Annotated in this window: 17 protein-coding genes and 1 pseudogene; 8 read left to right on the forward strand and 10 right to left on the reverse strand. The window is 72.4% G+C overall.

Annotated features, from left to right (window positions below):
- Positions 1 to 3: 3 nt before the first annotated feature.
- Both HZS56_RS19265 and HZS56_RS19270 read right to left on the reverse strand, forming a co-directional pair.
- Positions 4 to 2193, reverse strand: coding sequence for an OmpL47-type beta-barrel domain-containing protein (locus tag HZS56_RS19265; protein WP_216721954.1), 2190 nt, complete (start codon positions 2191 to 2193; stop codon positions 4 to 6).
- A gap of 14 nt (positions 2194 to 2207) precedes the next feature.
- Positions 2208 to 4685: a ThuA domain-containing protein gene (locus tag HZS56_RS19270; protein WP_216721955.1), complete on the reverse strand. Its 2478-nt coding sequence runs from the start codon at positions 4683 to 4685 to the stop codon at positions 2208 to 2210.
- 200 nt (positions 4686 to 4885) lie between these two features.
- Between HZS56_RS19270 and HZS56_RS19275 the strand changes: the two genes are divergently transcribed.
- Together HZS56_RS19275 and HZS56_RS19280 are read left to right on the forward strand one after the other, a co-directional pair.
- Positions 4886 to 5908 carry a multicopper oxidase domain-containing protein gene (locus tag HZS56_RS19275; protein WP_216721956.1) on the forward strand — a complete coding sequence of 341 codons (1023 nt, stop codon included), beginning with the start codon at positions 4886 to 4888 and terminating at the stop codon, positions 5906 to 5908.
- 352 nt (positions 5909 to 6260) lie between these two features.
- A complete protein-coding gene (locus tag HZS56_RS19280; protein WP_374201181.1) occupies positions 6261 to 7448 on the forward strand; it encodes a LacI family DNA-binding transcriptional regulator in 1188 nt (395 codons plus the stop codon).
- A gap of 247 nt (positions 7449 to 7695) precedes the next feature.
- Here HZS56_RS19280 and HZS56_RS19285 read toward each other — a convergent pair whose 3' ends face one another.
- Positions 7696 to 8481 carry a VOC family protein gene (locus HZS56_RS19285; RefSeq protein WP_216721957.1) on the reverse strand — a complete coding sequence of 262 codons (786 nt, stop codon included), beginning with the start codon at positions 8479 to 8481 and terminating at the stop codon, positions 7696 to 7698.
- 196 nt (positions 8482 to 8677) lie between these two features.
- On the opposite strand from HZS56_RS19285, the gene HZS56_RS19290 reads away from it, so the two are divergent.
- A complete protein-coding gene (locus HZS56_RS19290) occupies positions 8678 to 8923 on the forward strand; it encodes a WhiB family transcriptional regulator (RefSeq protein ID WP_216721958.1) in 246 nt (81 codons plus the stop codon).
- 144 nt (positions 8924 to 9067) lie between these two features.
- Here the strand turns inward: HZS56_RS19290 and HZS56_RS19295 are convergent, their stop codons facing one another.
- From HZS56_RS19295 to HZS56_RS19310, 4 genes are all read right to left on the reverse strand, one after another.
- Entirely contained in the window at positions 9068 to 10042 is a 975-nt protein-coding gene (locus HZS56_RS19295; protein WP_216721959.1) for an acyl-ACP desaturase, read from the reverse strand.
- Positions 10043 to 10250: 208 nt separating this feature from the next.
- Entirely contained in the window at positions 10251 to 11027 is a 777-nt protein-coding gene (gene ddaH, locus HZS56_RS19300; protein WP_216721960.1) for a dimethylargininase, read from the reverse strand.
- A gap of 96 nt (positions 11028 to 11123) precedes the next feature.
- Positions 11124 to 13382, reverse strand: a complete 2259-nt coding sequence (locus HZS56_RS19305; protein WP_216721961.1) for an ATP-binding cassette domain-containing protein — start codon at positions 13380 to 13382, stop codon at positions 11124 to 11126.
- A gap of 10 nt (positions 13383 to 13392) precedes the next feature.
- The gene (locus HZS56_RS19310; RefSeq protein ID WP_216721962.1) at positions 13393 to 15018 is read right to left on the reverse strand and encodes an ABC-F family ATP-binding cassette domain-containing protein; all 1626 of its coding nucleotides are present in this window, start codon (positions 15016 to 15018) and stop codon (positions 13393 to 13395) included.
- A gap of 400 nt (positions 15019 to 15418) precedes the next feature.
- Here HZS56_RS19310 and HZS56_RS19315 point away from each other — a divergent pair, with 400 nt between their 5' ends.
- Positions 15419 to 16114: a GOLPH3/VPS74 family protein gene (locus HZS56_RS19315; protein WP_216721963.1), complete on the forward strand. Its 696-nt coding sequence runs from the start codon at positions 15419 to 15421 to the stop codon at positions 16112 to 16114.
- Positions 16115 to 16153: 39 nt separating this feature from the next.
- Here the strand turns inward: HZS56_RS19315 and ssgD are convergent, their stop codons facing one another.
- Positions 16154 to 16570: a spore wall synthesis regulator SsgD gene (gene ssgD, locus HZS56_RS19320; RefSeq protein ID WP_216721964.1), complete on the reverse strand. Its 417-nt coding sequence runs from the start codon at positions 16568 to 16570 to the stop codon at positions 16154 to 16156.
- A 326-nt stretch (positions 16571 to 16896) separates the two neighbouring features.
- Between ssgD and HZS56_RS19325 the strand changes: the two genes are divergently transcribed.
- Positions 16897 to 17226 (forward strand): plasmid stabilization protein, encoded by a 330-nt coding sequence (locus HZS56_RS19325; RefSeq protein ID WP_216721965.1) that lies wholly within the window; start codon positions 16897 to 16899, stop codon positions 17224 to 17226.
- A gap of 69 nt (positions 17227 to 17295) precedes the next feature.
- Positions 17296 to 18000, forward strand: a complete 705-nt coding sequence (locus tag HZS56_RS19330; RefSeq protein WP_216721966.1) for an endonuclease V — start codon at positions 17296 to 17298, stop codon at positions 17998 to 18000.
- Here the strand turns inward: HZS56_RS19330 and HZS56_RS19335 are convergent.
- Positions 17988 to 18182 (reverse strand): hypothetical protein, encoded by a 195-nt coding sequence (locus tag HZS56_RS19335; protein ID WP_216721967.1) that lies wholly within the window; start codon positions 18180 to 18182, stop codon positions 17988 to 17990. The two genes, HZS56_RS19330 and HZS56_RS19335, sit on opposite strands and share 13 nt — an antisense overlap.
- 304 nt (positions 18183 to 18486) lie before the next feature.
- On the opposite strand from HZS56_RS19335, the pseudogene mmpA reads away from it, so the two are divergent.
- Positions 18487 to 18627, forward strand: a pseudogene (mmpA, locus tag HZS56_RS39100) (morphogenic membrane protein MmpA); the annotation flags it as partial.
- A 39-nt stretch (positions 18628 to 18666) separates the two neighbouring features.
- Here the strand turns inward: mmpA and HZS56_RS19345 are convergent.
- The gene (locus HZS56_RS19345) at positions 18667 to 19845 is read right to left on the reverse strand and encodes a saccharopine dehydrogenase family protein (RefSeq protein ID WP_216721968.1); all 1179 of its coding nucleotides are present in this window, start codon (positions 19843 to 19845) and stop codon (positions 18667 to 18669) included.
- Positions 19846 to 20051: 206 nt separating this feature from the next.
- On the opposite strand from HZS56_RS19345, the gene HZS56_RS19350 reads away from it, so the two are divergent.
- Positions 20052 to 21139 (forward strand): CaiB/BaiF CoA transferase family protein (locus HZS56_RS19350; RefSeq protein ID WP_216721969.1); only part of this gene is annotated, 1088 nt, incomplete at its 3' end.

The following is a 21139-nucleotide window of genomic DNA, read 5'->3' on the forward strand; positions in this document are numbered from 1 at the left end:
TGTCTACAGCTCCCTGATCCGGACGTCCCGGTACGAGACGACGTCCGAGGTGCTGTGCACCTGCAGTCCGACGTAGCCGGAGGCGAACCGCCGCCCGTCCGTGCCCGGGTCGTCCGAGCGCTCGGGGTAGAAGGTCTGCCCGCCGAAGTTGTCGAACTCGTTGATCAGCACACCGTTGCGGAAGACCGAGTAGTGCTGGTCCTCCACCCGGATCTCGTAGTCGTTCCAGGTGCCCTTCTCCGTCACACCCGCGCCGGCCAGGCCGACCCGGTCGAAGCCGTACACGGAGCCGGACTTGTACATGTCGCCGCTCGGGCTGTCGAACGCCTGGATCTCGTGCCCGTACTTGATGGCGACCCACTCCGGACGCGACTCCTCCGGGTGGTCGTGCACCTGCGGGAAGCGCACGAAGACACCGCCGTTGGTGTTCGCGGTGCCCGCCGCGTCGTCACGCCACTGGAGCTTCAGCGAGAAGTTCCCGTACTTGCGCTCCGGGAACCACAGCATCCCGAGGCCGTCCTTCGAGGTGCCGGAGGTGATCGACCCGTCGGCGTTCAGCCCGAACGAACCGCCGCCCACGTGCTCCCACTTGGCGAAGGACTCCGCGGTGCCGTCGAGGATGGTGCGGTAGCCGTCGGTCTGGCCGGGAGTGCCGATCCCGGACTCCTTGGCGGCCTTGTTGATCGCCTGGAACTCCCGCTTGTCGATGACGCCCTCGGAGCGCAGCGCGCTGCCGACCTCACGGACGTGCTTGAGGAAGAGCGCCTGGGACGTCCACTCCTTCTCGTCCTCGATCATCTCGTTGATCCGGCACCGGTTGTTGGTGATCCGGTTGGGCACACCCGTGTCCACCGTGCCGACGATCACGGTTGCCCGCTCGTCGAACTCCGGGCAGGGCGGCGCTGGAACCCCGCCGGCCACCACCGAGAAGCTCACGGTCAGCGGCTCGGACGTGTTGCCCGCCTGGTCGCTCGCCCGGTACGCCACGGTGTGCCGGCCCACGCGGTCGACGACCACCGGGTCGGTGTACGCCAGGTAGGGCCCGGCGTCGAGGGAGTACTCCACGGCCGCGACACCGGAACCGCCCTCGTCCGTGGCGCTCACGGTCACCTTCGCGCTGCCGACGTAGGCACCGCTGGAGTTCTTGGTGCCGTCCACGGTCGCGCCGGTCACCGGCGGGGTGGTGTCCTGCGGGGGAGCGGCGACGACGGTGAAGCCGACGCTCTTCTCCTCGGCGGCGTTGCCCGCCTTGTCGGTGGCCCGGTAGCGCACGGTGTGCTCGCCGACCTCGTGCACCATGACCGGCGCCGTGTACGCCGTCCAGGCGCCGTCGCCGACCGCGTACTCGATGGTGTTGACGCCGGAACCGGTGTCGGAGGCGGTGACCGTCACCGTCGCCATGTCGATGTAGGCGCCGTCAGGGTCCTGTTCGCCGCTGACCGTCGCCGAGGTCTCCGGCGGGGTCGTGTCGTCGGTGTCGGGGGCGGCCACGGTGAACGTGACGCTCTTCTCCTCGGCGGCGTTGCCCGCCTTGTCGAACGCCCGGTAGCGCACCGTGTGTTCGCCGACCTGGTCGACGACGACCGGCGTGGTGTACGGCTGCCAGGCGTCGTCGCCGCCGAGCGTGTACTCGATCCGCTCGACGCCGGAGCCGCCCTCGTCGGTGGCGGCGAGCGTCACGGTCGCTGAGCCGACGTAGGCGCCGTCGGCGTTCTGCGTGCCGCCCACCTCCGCCGAGGTCTCGGGTGCCGTGGTGTCCTCGCCACCGCCGCCCTCGGTCACCACGAGCACGCCCTTCATGTCCCCGTGACCGGGGATCGTGCAGTGGTACATGTACGTGCCGGGCGTGAGGGTGACCTCGGCGGTGTGCTTGCCGCCCTGGGCGTCACCCGGGTTGGCCAGGATGTTCAGCTGGACGTCCTGGTTGTACTCGGGATCGCTGGTCACGAACGTCAGCGTGTGCGGCATGCCGGTGGTGTTCCCGGTGGCCTCACTGTTCTCGAAGACGATCGTGGCCGGACCGGCCACCGCCGTCTCCGGCGCCGACGTGTACTTGGTGATGTCGTCGCCCGCAGTCCAGGTCAGCACCTGGTCGGCGGCGGCCGCGGCGGGCGCCGCCGCGGGCTGTCCGGAGGCGGACGTCGCCTGCAGTCCGAGCATCATCAGCAGGCCGGCCAGCAGCGCGGCCCACATTCTTCGTTGGCGTATCACTCGGTCCCCCTCGCCAGCTGTCCGGCGGCCGGCGTCGGACCGCCGCCCTCGTAAGTGACCCTCCACAGCGCCGACTTGGCGTCCGAGGTGAAGAAGCCGCGCCCGTAGTCCAGGACGTACAGCGCGCCGTCCGGGCCGAACTTCCAGCCCATCAGGTTCTTGATGCCGTCGTTGCCGACCGGCACGATCCTCTTCAGCGACTCCGAGTGCACGGGCAGACCGCCGTCGCCCTGCGTCTTCGGGTCCATCAGCACCGCGTTGCGCGGCTGGTCGGCGTCGTAGAAGTCGCCGACGAACCACTTGCCGTCCCAGTACGCGGGCCACTTGGTCTCGCTGGTGCTGTCCGCGTCGTAGCGGTAGACCGGGCCGTTCATCGCGGCCTGGCCGCCGCCCTTGAGCCAGGGCAGCCGGTAGACGGCCTCGTCCTCGTCGTAGGACGGGACCCCGTTCTCGTCGCGCGGGAAGTCGGGGCCGCCGCCCTGGGGCGAGTACCAGATGTTGTTGCCGGTCACCGGCGGCAGGTTGACCAGGCCGTCGTTGTTCGGCGACTCGTTCTTCGGCGCGTCGCAGTCGTACCAGCCCAGCGGCTTCGACGGGTCCGGCAGGTTCCGGTCCCGGTACGGCTGCTTGTTGCCCATGCAGTACGGCCAGCCGCGGTTGCTCGCCTCGGTGATCGCGGCGAACGTGTCGTACTTGGCCGGACCCCACGTCGGCGACGGGGCACCGGCGTCCGGGCCGACCCAGCCGGCGTACAGCGTGTCGGTCTTCTTGTCGACGGAGATGCGCGCGGGGTTGCGCACACCCATCACGTAGATCTCGCCGCGGGTCTTGCCGCCGCCCTCGGCGGTCTCCTTGCCGGTGAAGAGATTGCCCTCGGGGAGCGTGTACGTCCCGTCCGGCTCCGGGTGGATGCGCAGGATCTTGCCGTTGAGGTTGTTGGTGTTGCCGGCGGTGCGGCGCGCGTCGGCGAAGGACACGCCCTTGAAGTTGGGCTCCGGGTTGTTGCCGGAGTAACCGTCGCTGAAGCCGCTGGAGTTGTTGTCACCGGTGGCGATGTACAGGTTGTCCTGGGAGTCCCAGGCCAGTCCGCCGCCCGCGTGGCAGCAGCTGTGGATCTGCACCGGCCACTTCAGCAGCACCTTCTCGCTGCCGAGGTCCAGCTTGTTGGTGGCCTGGTCGAGCGTGAAGCGGGAGACCCGCCGCTCGGCCATGTGGGTGTCCCGGTTGATCTCGGAGTGCGGGGTGTAGTGCAGGTACACCCAGCCGTTGTCCTCGAACTGCGGGTCCAGCTCGATGCCGAGCAGGCCCTCCTCGACCTTGACCAGCTCGTCGCCGCCGCCCTTGTTGCCGAAGACGGTCAGTGCGCCGGCCAGCGTGACCTTGTCGGTCTTCGGGTCCCAGACGTGGATCTCGCCCGTGCCCTTGCCGATGTCCGGGTCGTCCCAGTCGGTCACCACCGGCTGGGAGGCGTCCTTGCCGCCGCGCCCGATGTAGAGGACGCGGCCGTCGGGAGCGGTGACCAGGCCGTGCGGTTCGCCGATCTGGTCGTTCTGGCCGGGCTGGTTGGGGTCGGTGAGCCGCTCGGCCTTGTAGTTGGCGTCGATGGTGGCCTTGCAGTCGGCCTGCGACAGCCGCGTGGTCCACAGCAGCGCGCCGCGCAGGTGGGTGCGGAAGTCGGTCTCGTCGTACGACGACACCGTGCCGCCCATGCCGGTGTAGAAGGACCGGCCGCCGTCGTAGTCGCGGCACCAGCTGACCGGGTGGTCCGCCCCGTTGGCGCTCGCGCCGGGCGCGTACGTCGACTCGCGCACCCGGGCCACCGTGTGCACGTCGCCGGACGGGCTGGTCTGCCAGTTCAGCCACTTGTCGGGGCGCTTCCACTCCAACGGCAGGTCCTTGGTGGCCGGATGGCGCCGGTCACCGACCTCGACCGTGGCCCGCTGGACCTCCGTCGGGCTGTCGGCGGCCGGACGGGCGCCGACCAGACCGGTGAACCAGTCCGAGTAGGGCTCGGCGCGGGCGGCGTCGTGGATGCCGACGAACCCGCCGCCGGCCTCCATGTACGCCTCGAGGCCCGCCTCCTGGGCCGGCGCCAGGACGTCGCCGCCGCCGGTCAGGAACACCACCGCGTTGAAGCGGCTGAGCCGCGTCTCGTTGGTGAAGACGTTGGCGTTGTCCGTGGCCGTGACCTCGAAGCGCTCCTTCTCGGGGCCGGACCGGCCGATCGCCTCGATGGCCGCGATCCCGGCGTTGACGACGGGCGACTCGTCGCCGGCGGCGGCGGACCCGTAGTAGATCAGCACACGTACGTTGGAGCCGCCTGGCGGCGACTTGATCGACATCGTTGTCAGCGACGGATCCGGCGCCGGACGTGCACTGGCGGCAGGGCCGGCCAGCAGTCCCGCGGCGACGAAACCGGCGGTGGCGAAGGCTGCCAAGCCTCTGCTTCTCGCGCTCAACCCTCTCAAGGGCATGGGCACCTCCTCGGTCACGGCAGCAGCGCCAAGGAAGCTAGACCTCTTTGCGCGGTACGCCAATAGGTATGACCGGGATTCAACGAACTTTGTCCTGAGTGTGGATAAACGTGGCGTCAAACGGTACGGTCCCACAGGCTCATCACAGCCAATCAGGCCTTGAGTCTGCGCACATTCCGTATCGGCGTGGGGAGTTCGGCATGGACAGGCGAGGCTTCAACCGACGGGTACTGCTGGGCGGCGCCGCCGTCGCGACATCGTTGTCGATCGCGCCGGAGGCCGCCGGCGAGACCGCAGCCAAGGGCGTCACCGCCAGGACGGCAGCGGCCGGGGGCGAGGTGAGACACCTCAAGATGTACGCCGAGAAACTGCCGAACGGTCAGATGGGCTACGGCTTCGAGAAGGGCAAGGCGTCCATTCCGGGCCCGCTGATCGAGGTCAACGAGGGCGACACGCTCCACATCGAGTTCACCAACACCATGGACGTACGGGCGAGTCTGCACGTCCACGGCCTGGACTACGAGATCTCCAGCGACGGCACGGCCATGAACAAGAGCGACGTCGAGCCCGGCGGAACCCGCACCTACACCTGGCGCACGCACAAGCCCGGCCGCCGCGACGACGGCACCTGGCGCTCCGGCAGCGCGGGCTACTGGCACTACCACGACCACGTCGTCGGCACCGAGCACGGCACCGGCGGCATCCGCAACGGCCTGTACGGACCGGTGATCGTGCGGCGCAAGGGCGACGTACTGCCGGACGCCACGCACACGATCGTCTTCAACGACATGCTCATCAACAACCGCGAGCCCCACACCGGCCCCGACCTCGAGGCCACCGTGGGCGACCGGGTCGAGATCGTCATGATCACGCACGGCGAGTACTACCACACCTTCCACATGCACGGTCACCGCTGGGCCGACAACCGCACCGGCATCCTCACCGGGCCCGACGACCCGAGCCGGGTCGTCGACAACAAGATCACCGGCCCCGCCGACTCGTTCGGCTTCCAGATCATCGCGGGGGAGGGGGTGGGCGCCGGGGCGTGGATGTACCACTGCCATGTGCAGAGCCACTCCGACATGGGGATGGTGGGGCTGTTCCTGGTGAAGAAGCCCGACGGCACGATCCCCGGTTACGAGCCGCACGAGCACGGCGCCAAGGCCGCCGGCGGCGGGTCCGGCGCCGAGGAGAAGACGGCCGGACACGAGCACGCACACTGACACGAGCAACAAGCATCGGCATGAGTGGCAAGCATTGGCACGAGCACGAGCACGAGCACGAGCACGAGCACGAGCACTGAGCGGGGTGCGGGGCCGGCCGACGCCGGGCCTCCGTGTCGCACGGAGCATGCCCCGCGTCGGACCGGCCCGGGACGCGCGGGCGGGCGCCTGGGCGCCCGCCGGGCGCACCGTCGGCGACCGGGTCAGCTCTTCTCGTGCGTCCTCCGCCTGAACATGAGTCCATCGTGCTCCCGAACCGGCCCCTCCACAAGGAGGTTTCCGGCCCGCACGGCCCCCTTCCGCCCGACGGCCTGCCGCTATCCTGAGCCGCAGCCGCCGAGGAGGAGTGCCCGTGACCGCCACCGCGCCGCGCCCCACGCTGGAGGCCGTAGCCGAGCGCGCCGGGGTCTCGCGGGCCACCGTGTCCCGCGTGGTCAACGGGGCGCAGGGGGTGCGGGAGTCGTTGGCCGAAAGAGTCCGGCGCGCGGTGGAGGAACTCGGTTACGTCCCCAACCAGGCCGCCCGCAGCCTGGTGACCCGACGCCATCAGGCGGTCGCCGTCGTCGCGGCCGAACCGGAGACCCGGGTCTTCGCCGACCCGTACTTCGCCCAGCAACTGCGCGGCATCAGCAAGGAACTGACGGCCCACGACAACCAGCTCGTGCTGCTGCTCACCGAGGGGCGCGAGGACCACGCCCGCGTCGGCCGCTACCTGGCCGGCGGCCACGTCGACGGCGCCCTCGTGTTCTCCCTGCACCTGCACGACCCGCTGCCCGGCCTCGTGCGCGGCGCCGGCCTGCCGACCGTGTTCGGCGGGCGCCCCGACTGGGACGACGGCGGGGACGACGTGGTCTACGTGGACAGCGACAACCGTGGCGGCGCCCGCGCCGCCGTCCGTCACCTGGCCGGCCTCGGCCGCGACCGGATCGCTCACATCACCGGCCCGCTCGACCAGACCTCCGCGGCCGACCGGCTCGCCGGTTTCCGCGACGTGAGGGCGCCGGGCGCCGGACCGGAGCCGGTGGCGCACGGGGACTTCACCTCCCACGGCGGGGAACGGGCCATGCGGGAACTGCTCGACCGGTGCCCGGGCCTGGACGCGGTCTTCGCGGCGAACGACCTGACCGCGGCCGGTGCCCTGCGGGTGCTGCGCGAGCGCGGCCGGAGGGTGCCGGACGACGTGGCCGTCGTGGGCTTCGACGACATGCTGCCGGTGGCCGAGCAGACCGACCCGCCGCTGACCACCGTCCGGCAGGACATCGAGGGCATGGGCCGCCTGATGGCACGTCTGCTGCTGCGCGGCCTGGACGACGGGGCGGCAGGGGACGCGGGGACGAGTCGGGGCGCGGGTACGACCTGGGACGCGGGAACGGCCTGGGACGCGGGGGCAACCCGGGGCGCGGAGACGGCCCGGGCTGTGGGGACGATCGAGGGCGTGGCGGCGATCGACGGCGTGGGGGCGGCCGGCGGCGGGGCCCCGGCGGCCACGACGTCCGGCGTGATCCTGCCGACCACGCTGATCCGCCGCGCCACCACATGAGCGGAGCCGCCGAGGGCGGTGCCGCCGCCTGCGGAGCGGGTGCCGGGACGGATGGCGGGTCGCGTTCACGCCCGCGACTGTGTCCGTGCCGGTTTCCGGCGCGCCCCGGCGAGACCCCGCCCCGGCACTCCCGTGTCGCAGCACGGCAGTGCCGCCGTGTCGCCGGGGCACGGTACCGCCCGCCCCTGCCGTGCGACCCGGTTGCCGGAGGTGCCCGCACCGGTGACGGCGCGGGCTGGAGCGGTGGCTAGGCCTGCCGGGGCAGCGGCCTGAGCACCGCGAGCCGGGCACCGTGCGGGTCGGCGAGGTGGGCGACCCGCCCGACGCCCTCGATGTCCCTCGCCTCCACCGGCACCGTGCCGCCCAGTTCGAGGGTCCGGGCGACCGCGGCGTCCGCGTCGTCCACCGCGAGGTACGGCAGCCACCCGGCGCCCGTGTGCGGCGCGTCCTCGGCGAGGGGCACGATCCCGCCGAACATCGCGTCCTCGCCCTGGCCCGCCGGATTGACGCAGGTGTAGGAGCCGCCGGGGAAGGGCACGGCCGAGGTCTCCAGCCCCAGCACCGACCGGTAGTACGCGGCGGCGGCCGCGACGTCCGCCGTGTGCAGCTCGACCCAGCACAGCGCGCCGGCGTCGCCGGCCGCGCCCAGGCCGGCGAGCCGCCCCGGCTGCCAGATGCCGAACGGCAGCCCGGCCCGGTCGGCGAGGATCGCCATGGTGCCCTGGTCCAGTACGTCCGCGGGGCGTACGAGGACACCGCCGCGGGCCTGCTCGGAAGCCCTGGCGGCGGACCCGGCGTCGGGGACCTGGAAGTACACCGTCCACGACGGCGGACCCTGCTCGGGCGTGGTCCGCATCCCCCCGGCCACGATCCGGCCGTCCAGCTCGAAGAAGCCGTAGCCGCCGGCCTCCGGGCCCGCCGACCGGAAGCGCCAGCCGAAGAGGCCGCCGTAGAAGGACACGGCTGCGTCGAGGTCCGGGGCGCCGACGTCGATCCAGTTGGGGGCGCCGGTGACGTAACGGGTGGTGAGCATGATCGCCCTCCTCGGAAGGGGCCCGTTGCCTGTACTGCCGAGTCTTCCACCGACGGCCGGTCGCCGCTTCCGCGCGCCGCCGTGCGAGGAAGCGACCGGGGGAGGAGCATCCGTACGGCCGCCCCGCAAGGAGCGGCCGCGCCGCGTTGATCCGGCGTTGATCAGATGTTTTTCGCCCCCCGGCACGCTCCTGTCCATGCACATCGAGACGATCACGACGCCCGACCTCGCCTGGCAGGAGGAGGCGTTGTGCGCACAGACCGGGGGCGACTTCTTCTTCCCGGAGCCCGGCAGCTCCGTACGGGACGCGAAGCGGATCTGCGCCCTGTGCCCGATCCGCTCGGCCTGCCTCGACTTCGCGCTGAGCAACGACGAGCGGTTCGGGGTGTGGGGCGGACTCTCGGAGCGGGAGCGGCTGGCCCTGCGCCGCGCCTCGCACTGAGCCCGGTCGCCGGTCACGGCCGCGGCCACCGCCCGCGGGCCCACTCACTGCTCACGACGACCGGTCGCCGCTCCCGGCCACCGGCCGCCGCCACCCGTCACCGCCACCCGCCGCCGGGCCCCGGCGTCCGCGCGGCGTCGGTGCTCAGCCCGCCGCCCGCGCCGCCATCCGCGCCTTGCGCGCCGCCAGCTTCTCGTCGAACTTGGCCGCCTCCGCGTCCAGCCCGCCCATGTACAGCCCCAGCTCCTCCTGCGCCCGCAGGCCCTCCGGGCCGAGGCCGTCGATCTCCATGACCTTCAGGAAGCGCAGCACGGGCTGGATCACGTCGTCGTGGTGGATGCGCAGGTTGTAGACCTCGCCGATCGCCATCTGCGCGGCGGCCCGCTCGAAGCCGGGCATGCCGTGCCCCGGCATCCGGAAGTTGACGACCACGTCGCGCACCGCCTGCATCGTCAGGTCGGGCGCGATCTCGAAGGCCGCCTTCAGCAGGTTCCGGTAGAAGACCATGTGCAGGTTCTCGTCGGTCGCGATGCGGGCGAGCATCCGGTCGCAGACCGGGTCGCCCGACTGGTGGCCCGTGTTGCGGTGCGAGATGCGGGTGGCCAGCTCCTGGAAGGCGACGTACGCCACCGAGTGCAGCATCGAGTGCCGGTTGTCCGACTCGAAACCCTCGCTCATGTGGGCCATGCGGAACTGCTCCAGCTTGTCCGGGTCGACCGCGCGCGAGGTGAGCAGGTAGTCGCGCATCACGATGCCGTGCCGGCCCTCCTCGGCGGTCCAGCGGTGCACCCAGGTGCCCCAGGCGCCGTCGCGCCCGAAGAGGCTGGCGATCTCGTGGTGGTAGCTGGGAAGGTTGTCCTCCGTCAGCAGGTTCACCACCAGGGCGATCCGGCCGATCTCGGTGACCTTGGACTGCTCCTTCTCCCAGGCCTCGCCGTCCTCGAAGATCCCCGGGAAGTTCCGGCCGTCGGTCCACGGCACGTACTCGTGCGGCATCCAGTCCTTGGCGACCTTCAGATGCCGGTTGAGTTCCTTCTCGACCACTTCCTCCAGCGCGTACAACAGCCGGGCGTCGGTCCAGTCGGCGGAAGCGCCGAGGTGCGGGGAGACGATCGTCACGGAGAACTCCAGGGGACGTGCGACAGAGCAGAGCAGCCCGGCGAGCGGTGCCGGGGAACCTACGGGATCGTAGGCTACGAAACCGTAGGTTACGAGACCGTAGGTTAAGTGCAAGGTAAAGAGCGCTGATCAGCCGCCGTCCGGCGGGACACGACAAGGCCCCGAGACCCGCAGGTCCGGAGCCGGTCGGACGGTTCCCGCCGCGTGCTCAGGCGTACAGCTCCCGCAGCCGGACCGAGAGGCACGTCACACAGCCTTCGAGCTTCTCGAACTCCCCGATGTCCACGAGCACCGGCTCGTGGCCGAGGTCGGCGAGCAGGTCGGCCGTCTTGGGCGCGCTCGCCGCCATCAGCAGCTTGTCGCCGCCGAGCAGCACCACGTGCGCCCCCGACTCCTCCGGCACCGGAAGGAAACGGGGGAAGAGCGAGGGCGCGTCCGTCATCGGGATGTGCCCGAGCACCGTCCCGTCGGGCAGCGCGGTCACCGCCGACTTCAGGTGCAGCACCTTGCTCACGGGCACCGGGACGACCCGGGCGCCCAGCGGCTCGAACACCGCCCGCAGCTGCTGCACACCGGCCGCGTTGGTACGCCCGCCGCGACCCACGTAGATGGTGTCGCCGATCTTCAGGACGTCCCCGCCCTCCAGGGTGCCCGGCTCCCAGACCCAGTTGACCGAGCAGCCGAGCCGGGCCACGGCCTCCTCCACGCCGGCCGTCTCCGCGCGCCGCGACCCGGCGCCGGGCCGCGTGATCAGCGCGACGTTGCGGTACACGACGACCGCGTCCTCGACGAACACCGAGTCCGGGCAGTCGTCGGCCGGGTCCACCTCCAGCGTCTCCCAGCCGTGGGCCCGCAGGGCGTCGACATAGGCGTCCCACTGCTCGACCGCCAGGCCGTGGTCGACCGGCTCCCGCTCGATGTGCGTCACCAGCCCTTCGGCGAGCCGGGGACCGGGGCGACGGACGAGGGCCTTCTTGCTGGGCACGCGGGACCTTTCGAGTCGGCACGGGCATGACCGGCGGCCGTGGGGCGGCGCCGGGTCCCCATCTTGCAGCGGGCACCCGCGCGGACGGAACCCCCGTCAGGCGCCCGTGGCCCTCCTGAGGTGCTCCGCCGTACTCGAGTCGCGGGCGGCGAGCAGTTCGCGCGGGGTGCCCTCGAAGACCACCCGGCCGCCGTTCCGTCCCCCGTCGGGACCGAGGTCGATCACCCGGTCGGCGTGGGCCACCACGTCCAGGTTGTGCTCGACGACCACGACCGTGTTGCCGGTGTCCACCAGCCGGTCCAGCAGGGCGAGCAGCCCCCGCACGTCCGACATGTGCAGCCCCGTCGTCGGCTCGTCCAGGACGTAGACGGCGCCCGTGCGATGCAGGCGGGTGGCCAGCTTGATGCGCTGCCGTTCCCCGCCGGAGAGCGTGGACAGCGGCTGCCCGAGGGTGAGGTAGGTGAGGCCGACGTCGCGCAGGGCGCACAGCCTGCGCCGTACGCCGGTGTCGGCGAAGAAGTCCAGCGCCTCGCCGGCCGTCATCGCGAGCACGTCGGCGACGGACCTGCCGCCGACCGTCAGCCGCAGCACCTCCTCCCTGAAGCGCCGCCCCTCGCAGTCGTGGCAGGTCGTCGTCACCGGGTCCATGAAGGCGAGGTCCGTGAAGATGATGCCGCGCCCCTCGCAGGTGCCGCACGCCCCCGCCGAGTTGAAGCTGAAGAAGCCCGGTTCGGCCCCCGTCTCCCGCGCGAAGATCTTCCGCACCGTGTCCATGATCCCGAGGTACGTCGCCGGGGTCGAGCGGGCCGAGACGCCGATCGCCGACTGGTCGACGGCCACCACGTCCGGATGGGCGGCGGTCAGCTCCGCGACCAGGGTGCTCTTGCCCGACCCGGCGACCCCGGTGACCGCGGTGAGCACGCCGGTCGCGAACGCCACCGTCACCTCCCGCAGGTTGTGCCGGCCGGCCCCCTTCACCCACAGTTCCCCGCCCGGCGTCCGAACGGTCTCCTTCACCGCCGTGCGGCGCCCCAGGAACCGTCCGGTGAGGGTGTCCGACGCGGCCAGCCCGGCCGGTGTTCCCTCGAACACCACCCGGCCGCCGTCGGCGCCGGCCCGTGGACCCATGTCGACGACGTGGTCCGCCAGCGCGATGACGTCCGGGTCGTGCTCGACCACCAGCACGGTGTTGCCCTTGTCGCGCAGCCGCAGCAGCAGGTCGCCGAGGCGCCCGACGTCACGCGGGTGCAGTCCGACGCTCGGTTCGTCGAAGACGTACGTCATTCCGGTCAGGCTGGAGCCGAGGTGCCGCACGGTCTTCAGCCGCTGCCCCTCGCCGCCGGACAGCGTGGCGGTCTCCCGGTCGAGGCTGAGGTAGCCGAGGCCGATCGCCTCCACCCGCTCCAGTGCGGCCACCGCGGCACCGGCGACCGGCAGGGCCACCGGGTCGTCGATCTCCTTCAGCACGGCGATCAGGTCGGTGATCTGCATCCGCGAGCAGTCGGCGAGGGAGTGCCCTCCGACGCGGGTCGCGAGCGCCGCCGCGTTCAGCCGGGCCCCGCCGCAGTCGGGACAGCGGGCCTCGACCAGGAAGCCTTGCACCAGCTTCCTGGTCTTCTCGCTCATGCCGGACAGGTCCCGCTTCAGGTACAGCCGTTCGAACCGGTCGGCGAGGCCCTCGTACTCGGTGCTCCACGTCCCGCCCGAGCCGCTGACGGTGACCCTGCTGCCGGGCCGCCCGTGCATCAGGAAGGCGCGCTCGGCCTCCGTGAAGTCGCCGACCGGCTGGTCGATGTCCAGTTCCTCGGTGTTGGTGTACGTCTGCCCCTGCCAGGTCCCGGCCGCGAACGGCGGGAAGCGGACCGCGCCGCCCGCCAGCGACCTGGCCGGGTCGAGGATCCGGTCCCAGTCGGGCTGCACCCGGCGGCCCAGCCCGTCGCAGCCGGGGCACATGCCCGACGGGTCGTTGAACGAGTACGCCGTGGCCCCTCCGGCGCTGGGGGTGCCGTGCCGGGAGAACAGCACCCGCAGCACCGAGTGGATGTCGGTCATCGTGCCCACGGTGGAGCGGGAGTGGCCGCCGACCGGCCGCTGGTCGACGACGATCGCGGGGGTCAGGTCCTCCAGGGCGTCCGCGTGCGGCCGTTCGTACTTCGGCAGCCGGTTGCGCACGAACCAGGTGAACGTCTCGTTCAGCTGGCGCTGCGACTCCACAGCGATCGTGTCGAACACGATCGACGACTTTCCCGACCCCGAAACGCCGGTGAACACGGTCAGCCGGTTCTTCGGGATGCGGAGCGTGACGTCCTGGAGGTTGTTCTCCCTGGCCCCGGTGATGCTGATGAACTCGCTCATGCCGGGGACGCTAGGCGGGATACCCGACAGTTTCCGGCGTGATTTCCTTCAGTTCCCCCTCCTCCAGCAGCAGCCAGCGGGTGATGCCGAGCGACTCCAGGAAGGGGATGTCGTGGCCGGCCACGATCAGCGCCCCCTCGTACGACTCCAGCGCGCTGGTGAGCTGCCGTACGCTCGCCATGTCGAGGTTGTTGGTCGGCTCGTCCAGCATCAGCAGCTGCGGCGCGGGCTCGGCCAGCATCAGTGCCGCCAGCGCCGCCCGGAAGCGTTCGCCGCCGGACAGCGTCGCCGCCGGCTGGTCGGCGCGGGCGCCCCGGAACAGGAAGCGCGCCAGCCGCGCCCGGATCCGGTTGTTGGTGGCGCCCGGCGCGAACCGGGCCACGTTCTCCGCGACGCTCAGCCCGTCGTCCAGGACGTCCAGGCGCTGCGGCAGGAAACGCAGCGGCACATGCGCCGTCGCCTCGCCCGCCACCGGCTCCAGCTCCCCGGCGACGGTGCGCAGCAGCGTGGTCTTGCCCGCGCCGTTGCGCCCGATCAGCGCGATCCGTTCGGGACCGTGCAGATCGAGACCGCCCGCCACGCGGGCGCCGTACGCCGGCTCCAGGTCCCGCAGGGTGAGTACGGTCCGGCCGGGCGGCACGGCCGTGTACGGCAGGTCGACGCGGATCTCGTCGTCGTCCCGCACGGCCTCCGCCGCGTCGTCGAGCCGCTCCTTCGCCTCGGCGAGCTTCTCCTCGTGCATGATGCGGTACTTGCCGGCCGACTGCTGGGCCGTGCGGGCACGCAGCTTCATCACCGCCCGGGGCTCCCGCTTGGTGTCGTACATCTTCTGCCCGTACCGCCTGCGCCGGGCCAGGACGACCTGGGCGTCGGCCAGTTCGCGCTTCTGCCTGCGCAGGTCCGACTCGGCGACCCGCACCATGCGTTCGGCCGCCTCCTGTTCCACGGCCAGCGCCTCCTCGTACACCGAGAGGTTCCCGCCGTACCAGGTGACCGATCCGGAGCGCAGGTCGGCGATCTGGTCGACCCGCTCAAGGAGTTCGCGGTCGTGGCTGACCACGACCATGACGCCCGGCCAGGACTCGACCGCCGCGTACAGCCGCCTGCGGGCGTACACGTCGAGGTTGTTGGTGGGCTCGTCCAGCAGCAGGACGTCGGGCCGGCGCAGCAGCAGCGCGGCCAGCCGCAGCAGCACCGACTCTCCGCCGGAGACCTCGCCGACGGTGCGGTCGAGGCCGATGCGGTCGAGCCCCAGCTCGCCGAGCGTGGCCAGGGCGCGTTCCTCGACGTCCCAGTCGTCGCCGACGGTCTCGAAGTGCTCCTCGCGCACATCCCCCGCCTCGATGGCGTGCAGCGCGGCCCGCAGCGCGTCGATGCCGAGCGCCTCGTCGACCCGCAGGGCGGTGTCGAGCGTGACGTTCTGCGGCAGGTAACCCACCTCCCCGCTCACCCGGACGGTGCCGTCCGCCGGGGTGAGGCGGCCGGCCAGGAGTTTCAACAGGGTGGACTTCCCGGCCCCGTTCACCCCGACCAGCCCCGTTCTGCCGGGGCCGAAGGCGGTGTCGAGTCCCTCGAAGACGGAGGTTCCGTCGGGCCAGGAGAAGGACAGGGACGTACAGGTGATGGAAGTAGACATACGGGTCTCCGCGGTTGCTCGAAGCAGTCAGGGGGCAAACGCGTATCGAGACACGGACGCGGCGGCGACCGCCGTCCGACAAGTGGCGGACGGGAGGGCGGACGCGAGGTCGGCCCGGAGAAGCCGGAGAAGGAGGAGCCCCGGAGCGCGTGGGCAAGAAAAAAGCCCTGCTCCGCAAGGACGGCTCGAACGCCGAGGTCGCACGCGGCGGGCACACGTGAGATACGTGTGACGCGGTGTCTCAGAACCTCAGACGAGCAACGTCCTTCTCCGATCGGCGGCAACAGAAGCGATATACACCGTAGGAGTGGCCTGGTGGGCTGTCAACGCGTTAAACGCACCGACGGACGTCGTGCGTGCGGTGGCGAAGACCCGGCCCCACGGCCCGAAGGAGGCACCTGTGCCCCGTGAACCGCTCTCCCTGCCGGCCGGTCTCTGCCTGCTGGCCTGGGACCCCGCACGGCCCGGCGCCGCCGACACCGCCCGGGTCCACCACCTGGTCCGCGCCGGTGCCCTCGTCGAGCTGGCCCGCCGCGGACTGCTCACGGACGACGACGGCATCGCCACCCCCGTCGACCTGGACTCCGAGACCGGGGACCCGGTCCTCGACGGCCTGCTGGAACTCGTGCGGGAGTCGCTGCCGCACGGTTGGCGGGCCTGGGTCGCCCTGCACGCGCGCGTCACCTTCGACGCCGCCCGGGAGCAGCTGGTGGCCGAGGGCTGCCTGCGCGCCGAGAAGAAGCGCGTGCTCGGCGTGTTCCCCTCGGTGGAGTACACCCTGGCGCGGGCCGACGTGGCACAGGCACTGCGCAGGCGGTCCCGGGACGTCCTGGAGGGGGCGGTGCCGGCGGGGGAGGTCTCCGAGCGGGACACGGCCATGGCGGCGCTGGCCGCAGCCGCGGCGGAGCCGGGAGTCGTGGCGGCTGCGGGATCTCCTGGAGGGGGCGGTGCGGGGGCGCGCGGCGAACGGACGGAGCGGACCGGGTACCTCGCGGCGGCACCGGGCGCGCACGGCATCCCGTACGGCATCCTGGACGAGGTGTGCGGCGCGGTGCGCGACGAGGCCGCGCACACCGAAGCACCGGCGGGCGGCTGACCGCCCCCGCAGTGGAGGAGCGCAGTGGAGGAGGACCGGTCAGCGGCTCCCGCGCATCAGCTCGGCCAGCTCGTGGTCCAGGTCCAGCTGGAGGTGTTCGAGCCCCACCGGCACCAGCTCCCCGGTGGCCTGCAGGAAGCTGCGCAGCTCTCCCGAGCGGACATGGATCACGGCCGTGCCCTCGGGCGCGTGGAACTCCAGGACCGTGCGGTCGTACCCGTAGGGGCGCACCCTGACGTCGCCATGGCCGTCCGGCTCCTGCATCCCCGTGATGAGCAGCTCGCGGGAGAAGGTCCAGCAGACCTCGACGTTCTCCAGGGTGGCCGGGGCCGGAAAGGTCATCCGCACGGCGAACGGGTCGCTGCGGTCGTAGAGCAGGGTCGCGGGAATGCTCGGCATGCGCGGGGCGGCGGCGACGAGACGCGCCTCGACGGGCTGCTCGATGACGGTTGACAACGCCTTGCTCCCTCGTGACGGCTGGGCGGGCTTCGGGGATCGTGCGGGCCGGGCACTGGAAGAGACGACGGAATCAACCAATCCGTGCACACGACCAACGAGTGACCTCTGTCACCGCGTTCATGCACCGGCGTGACACGGCTCTCCCCGGGCGCCCCGCACGGCAGTTGCGGCCCCCGCTCACCGGGTGCGTCACCCGGCCGGAGCCCCGGCGCCGGGCGGGCCGGGGTGTTTGTCCGTAACGTGGGTAACCGTTCGCTGTACCTGAGAGGACGCCCGCTCTGTCCGAGAGGACGTTCGCCGTACCGGAGAGGAAGTGAGCGGACATGCCGAGCGGTTCGAGCCCCAAACGGGAGCGGCAGTACGAGCACATCAGGAAGAGTGCGAAGGACCGGGGCGAGAGCACCGGCCGGGCCAAGGAGATCGCGGCCCGGACCGTGAACAAGGAGCGTGCCCAGTCCGGCGAGTCGAGGACCGCCAGCCGCACGTCCACACGGGACAAGTCGCCGAGCAAACGCGGCGGACAGCGGTCCGGCAACCGGCAGGGCCCGCAGGGGCTCACCTACGACCAGCTGTACCAGGAGGCCAAGCGCCGAGACATCAGCGGCCGTTCGAACATGAACAAGGGCGAACTGCAGCGCGCACTGGGCAAGTGAGCCCTCCCCGCACCGGGGGACCCGGGGCAGTCCGGACCCGACCGGCGCTCCCGTAGGCTTGCGGCCACGATGACGACGACCGTGACCGCGCAGACCCCCGCCCACTGGCCCGCGACCGAGGAGCAGGCCCGCGCCGTCCAGGACGCGCTGCGGGGGCGCGTGGTGCTCGACGAGCCGGGTCCGCCGCCCGGCACGGGCCGGGTCACCGGGGTCGACGTGGCCTACGACGACGCACGCGACGTCGTCGCGGCGGCCGCCGTGGTGCTGGACGCCGGGACCCTCGACGTGGTCGCCGAGGCCACGGCCGTCGGACGGATCTCCTTCCCCTACGTGCCGGGCCTGCTCGCCTTCCGGGAGATCCCGGCCGTCCTCGCCGCCCTGGACGCCCTGCCCTGCCCGCCCGGTCTCGTCGTCTGCGACGGGTACGGCCTCGCCCACCCGCGCCGCTTCGGCCTCGCGAGCCACCTCGGGGTGCTCACCGGGCTGCCCACCGTCGGGGTGGCCAAGAACCCGTTCACCTTCACGTACGACGATCCGGACACCCCGCGCGGCAGCACGTCGCCGCTGCTCGCCGGCGCCGAGGAGGTGGGGCGGGCGGTGCGCACGCGCGACGGCGTCAAGCCGGTCTTCGTCTCCGTCGGCCACCGCGTGGACCTCGCCAACGCCTGTGCACAGACCCTGGCGCTGGCCCCCGCCCACCGCCTCCCGGAGACGACCCGCAGGGCCGACGCCCTGTGCCGCACGGCCCTGCGGACAGCCGCCTACCCGGCCTGATCCGCGATGCTCCAGCGGCCCACCTCCTGGTACGCCGAGTCGTGGATCGCCGAACCGTCGCCCGGCCGCAGGCCGTAGTGCTTCAGGTTGCCGCCCCAGTAGCGCAGGATCCGCTGCAACTCGCCCGTGGGGTCCTCGGCGAGTGCGCCCTCGTCCATGGTGACTTCGAGAAGGAACTTCATACCTTCGAGGGTCTCATTGAACTTCCCAGTGAGACTTTTCCGTGCACCGCACGGGATGTGCACAGGGAGTGTGGGCAGTGGTGTTGAGGAGCGCGGGAAAAGTCTCAAACAGGGGTGCCGGGGCACGGTCGGCGCCGTGCGGCCGGTCCGACGATCTGAAGATCCGTACGGATGTGAGTACCCGTACGGATGCGGCGTCGCCCGCGCCCCCGGCAGGCTGGCAGCCATGACGCCACGCCCCGCACCCGAGTACTCCGCCGAGCCCGTCCGCACGGCCGAGCCGCGGCGGACGCCCGAGCCCGTCCGGACGCCCGAGCCCGTCCGGACCGCCGAGCCCCGGCGGCCCGTCGGGCGGGCGGTGGTCGCGGGGCTGGTGCTCGCCGTGGGGGCGGGCGCGGCCTGGGTGGCCGGGATGATCTACACCATCGCGGGCTGGTCCGGATGAGCCCCGTCCGCGGGGGCGGTCCCGCGGGTGACCCGCCGGTCAGCGCGTCGCCGCCACCCGGAAGCGGATGCCTGCCGCCCGCAGCCGTCCGGTCAGCGCGTCGCCCATCGCCACCGCCGTCGTGACCTGTCCGGCCGTCGGCGGCAGATCGTCCACGGCGAGGCAGAGCGCCGCCTCGGCGAACATCTTCGCCGTCTCCCCGTAGCCGGGGTCGCCGCCCGAGACCTCGGTGCAGACCCTGCGGCCGCCGCCCTCGCCGACGAAGCGGACGGAGAACCGGCTCCTCGCCCGCCGCTCCGCGCTCGGCCCCTCGCCCGGTGCGAGCCACCCCGACAGCAGACGCCGTGCCGCCGGAACCTGGGCCGCCACCACCAGCGCTCCCACGGCCGCCGCCCCGCCCACCGCGACGGGCAGGTGCCGTACGGCCGCGTAGTGGCGGTAACGGAAGTCGGGGCCGTAGCGGTCCAGGGCCCTCGCCGAACGCCGCACCACCTGCGGGTCGACGGTCGGCAGGGGCAGCGCCCAGGCCCCCACCTCCCCGGCGAAGCGCGGGGCGCCCGTCGGCGTCACCGCGCGGCGCCCCGCCGGCCGGGGCTCACGGCGCCGGCGTTCCAGCGCCGCGGCCCGCAGCTGCCGGCCCCGTGCGAACTGACCCAGCGCGGACGCGAACGTGCCGCCGGAGAAGGCCGCGTCGACGCTCACGAAGCCGTCCACGGTCAGCGGCACGCCCTCGGGCAGCTGCCGCACGGTGAAGTACACGCCCAGGTCATGCGGTACGGAGTCAAAACCGCAGGCGTGCACCAGCCGCGCACCGGTCTCCCGCGCGCGTGTGTGGTGGCGTACGTAGGTCAGGTCGACGAACTCCGGCTCACCCGCCAGGTCGAGACAGTCCGTCCCCGCCTCCGCGCAGGCGGCGACCAGCGCGTCGCCGTACCGGACGTAGGGGCCCACTGTCGTGGCCACCACGCGCGCGTGCACCGCGAGTTCGCGCAGCGAGGCCGGGTCGGACACGTCGGCGGCCAGCACGCCGACGCCGGCCGCGGCGGGCAGCCGGTCGCGCAGCCGGCGCAGCTTCTCCGTGCTGCGTCCGGCGATCGCCCAGCGCAGCCCGTCCGGCGCGTGCGCCGCGAGGTACTCCGCCGTCAGTTCGCCGACGAACCCCGTCGCCCCGAACAGCACGACGTCGTACGGTCGGCCTGCCGTGTTCTGCCTGCTCATGACGTCCCTCCGTCACCCGTCGGCGGCCCCCTGGTCCGCAGCCCGCGCCGTCGCGGGCGGCCGGAGCTAGCGTGAGAGGCGCGGGCCCGGTGGGCGGCCCGCGCCACAATTGGCTAAGCGCTTGCTCGCCGGGGCCTTGTGCCCAGTGGAACACGTTCTTAGCATCACTGGTGTTACATCGGTTGTGTCACAGAGCTGAGGGTTCGATGCCGAACGCCGAGACACCGGCGCGGACGCCGGGTGCGGGACCGCTTGGGCCGGGTGCGGGACCGCTCGGTGGGGTGCGCGTCGTCGAGCTGGCCGGCATCGGCCCCGGCCCCTTCGCCGCCATGCTCCTGGCCGACCTGGGCGCCGACGTCGTCCGCGTCGACCGTCCCGGCGGGCCCGGCCTCGGGATCGACCCCGCCCGTGACGTCACCAACCGCAACAAGCGCTCCGTGGTCGTCGACCTCAAGGCGCCGGACGGCCCGGCCCGCGTCCTCGACCTCGCCGAACGCGCCGACGTCCTGATCGAGGGCTACCGCCCCGGCGTCGCCGAACGGCTCGGCGTGGGCCCCGCCCCCTGCCACGCCCGCAACCCGCGCCTCGTCTACGGCCGTATGACCGGCTGGGGCCAGGACGGGCCGCTGGCCCGGCGTGCCGGGCACGACATCGGGTACATCGCGCTCACCGGCACCCTCGGCCTGATCGGCGCCCCCGGCACACCGCCGCCCGCCCCCGCCAACCTCCTGGGCGACTACGCGGGCGGCTCCCTCTACCTGGTCGTCGGCATCCTCGCCGCCCTGCACCACGCGCGCGAGCACGGCACCGGGCAGGTCGTGGACGCCGCCGTCGTCGACGGCACGGCACACCTCTCCTCGATGATCCACGGCATGCTCGCCGCCGGCGCCTGGCAGGACCGGCGCGGCGCCAACCTCCTCGACGGCGGCTGCCCCTTCTACGGCACCTACGAGACCGCCGACGGCCGGTACATGGCGGTCGGCGCCCTGGAACCGCAGTTCTACGCCGAGTTCATGCGGATCCTCGGCATCCCGGACCAGGCACCGGCCCGCGACGACCCGGCCCGCTGGCCCGAACTGCGCGAGGCTGTCGCCGCCCGCTTCAGGTCCCGCACCCGCGACGCGTGGACGGCCGTCTTCGCGGACTCCGACGCCTGTACGGCGCCCGTCCTGTCGCTGGGCGAGGCCCCGCACCATCCGCACCTCGCCGCCCGCGGCACCTTCACCGACCACGGCGGCCTCACCCAGCCCGCCCCCGCGCCCCGCTTCTCGGCGACCCCCACGTCCGTCCGCAC

The sequence above is a fragment of the Streptomyces mayonensis genome, assembly GCF_018982965.1.
Taxonomy (GTDB): Bacteria; Actinomycetota; Actinomycetes; order Streptomycetales; family Streptomycetaceae; genus Streptomyces; species Streptomyces mayonensis.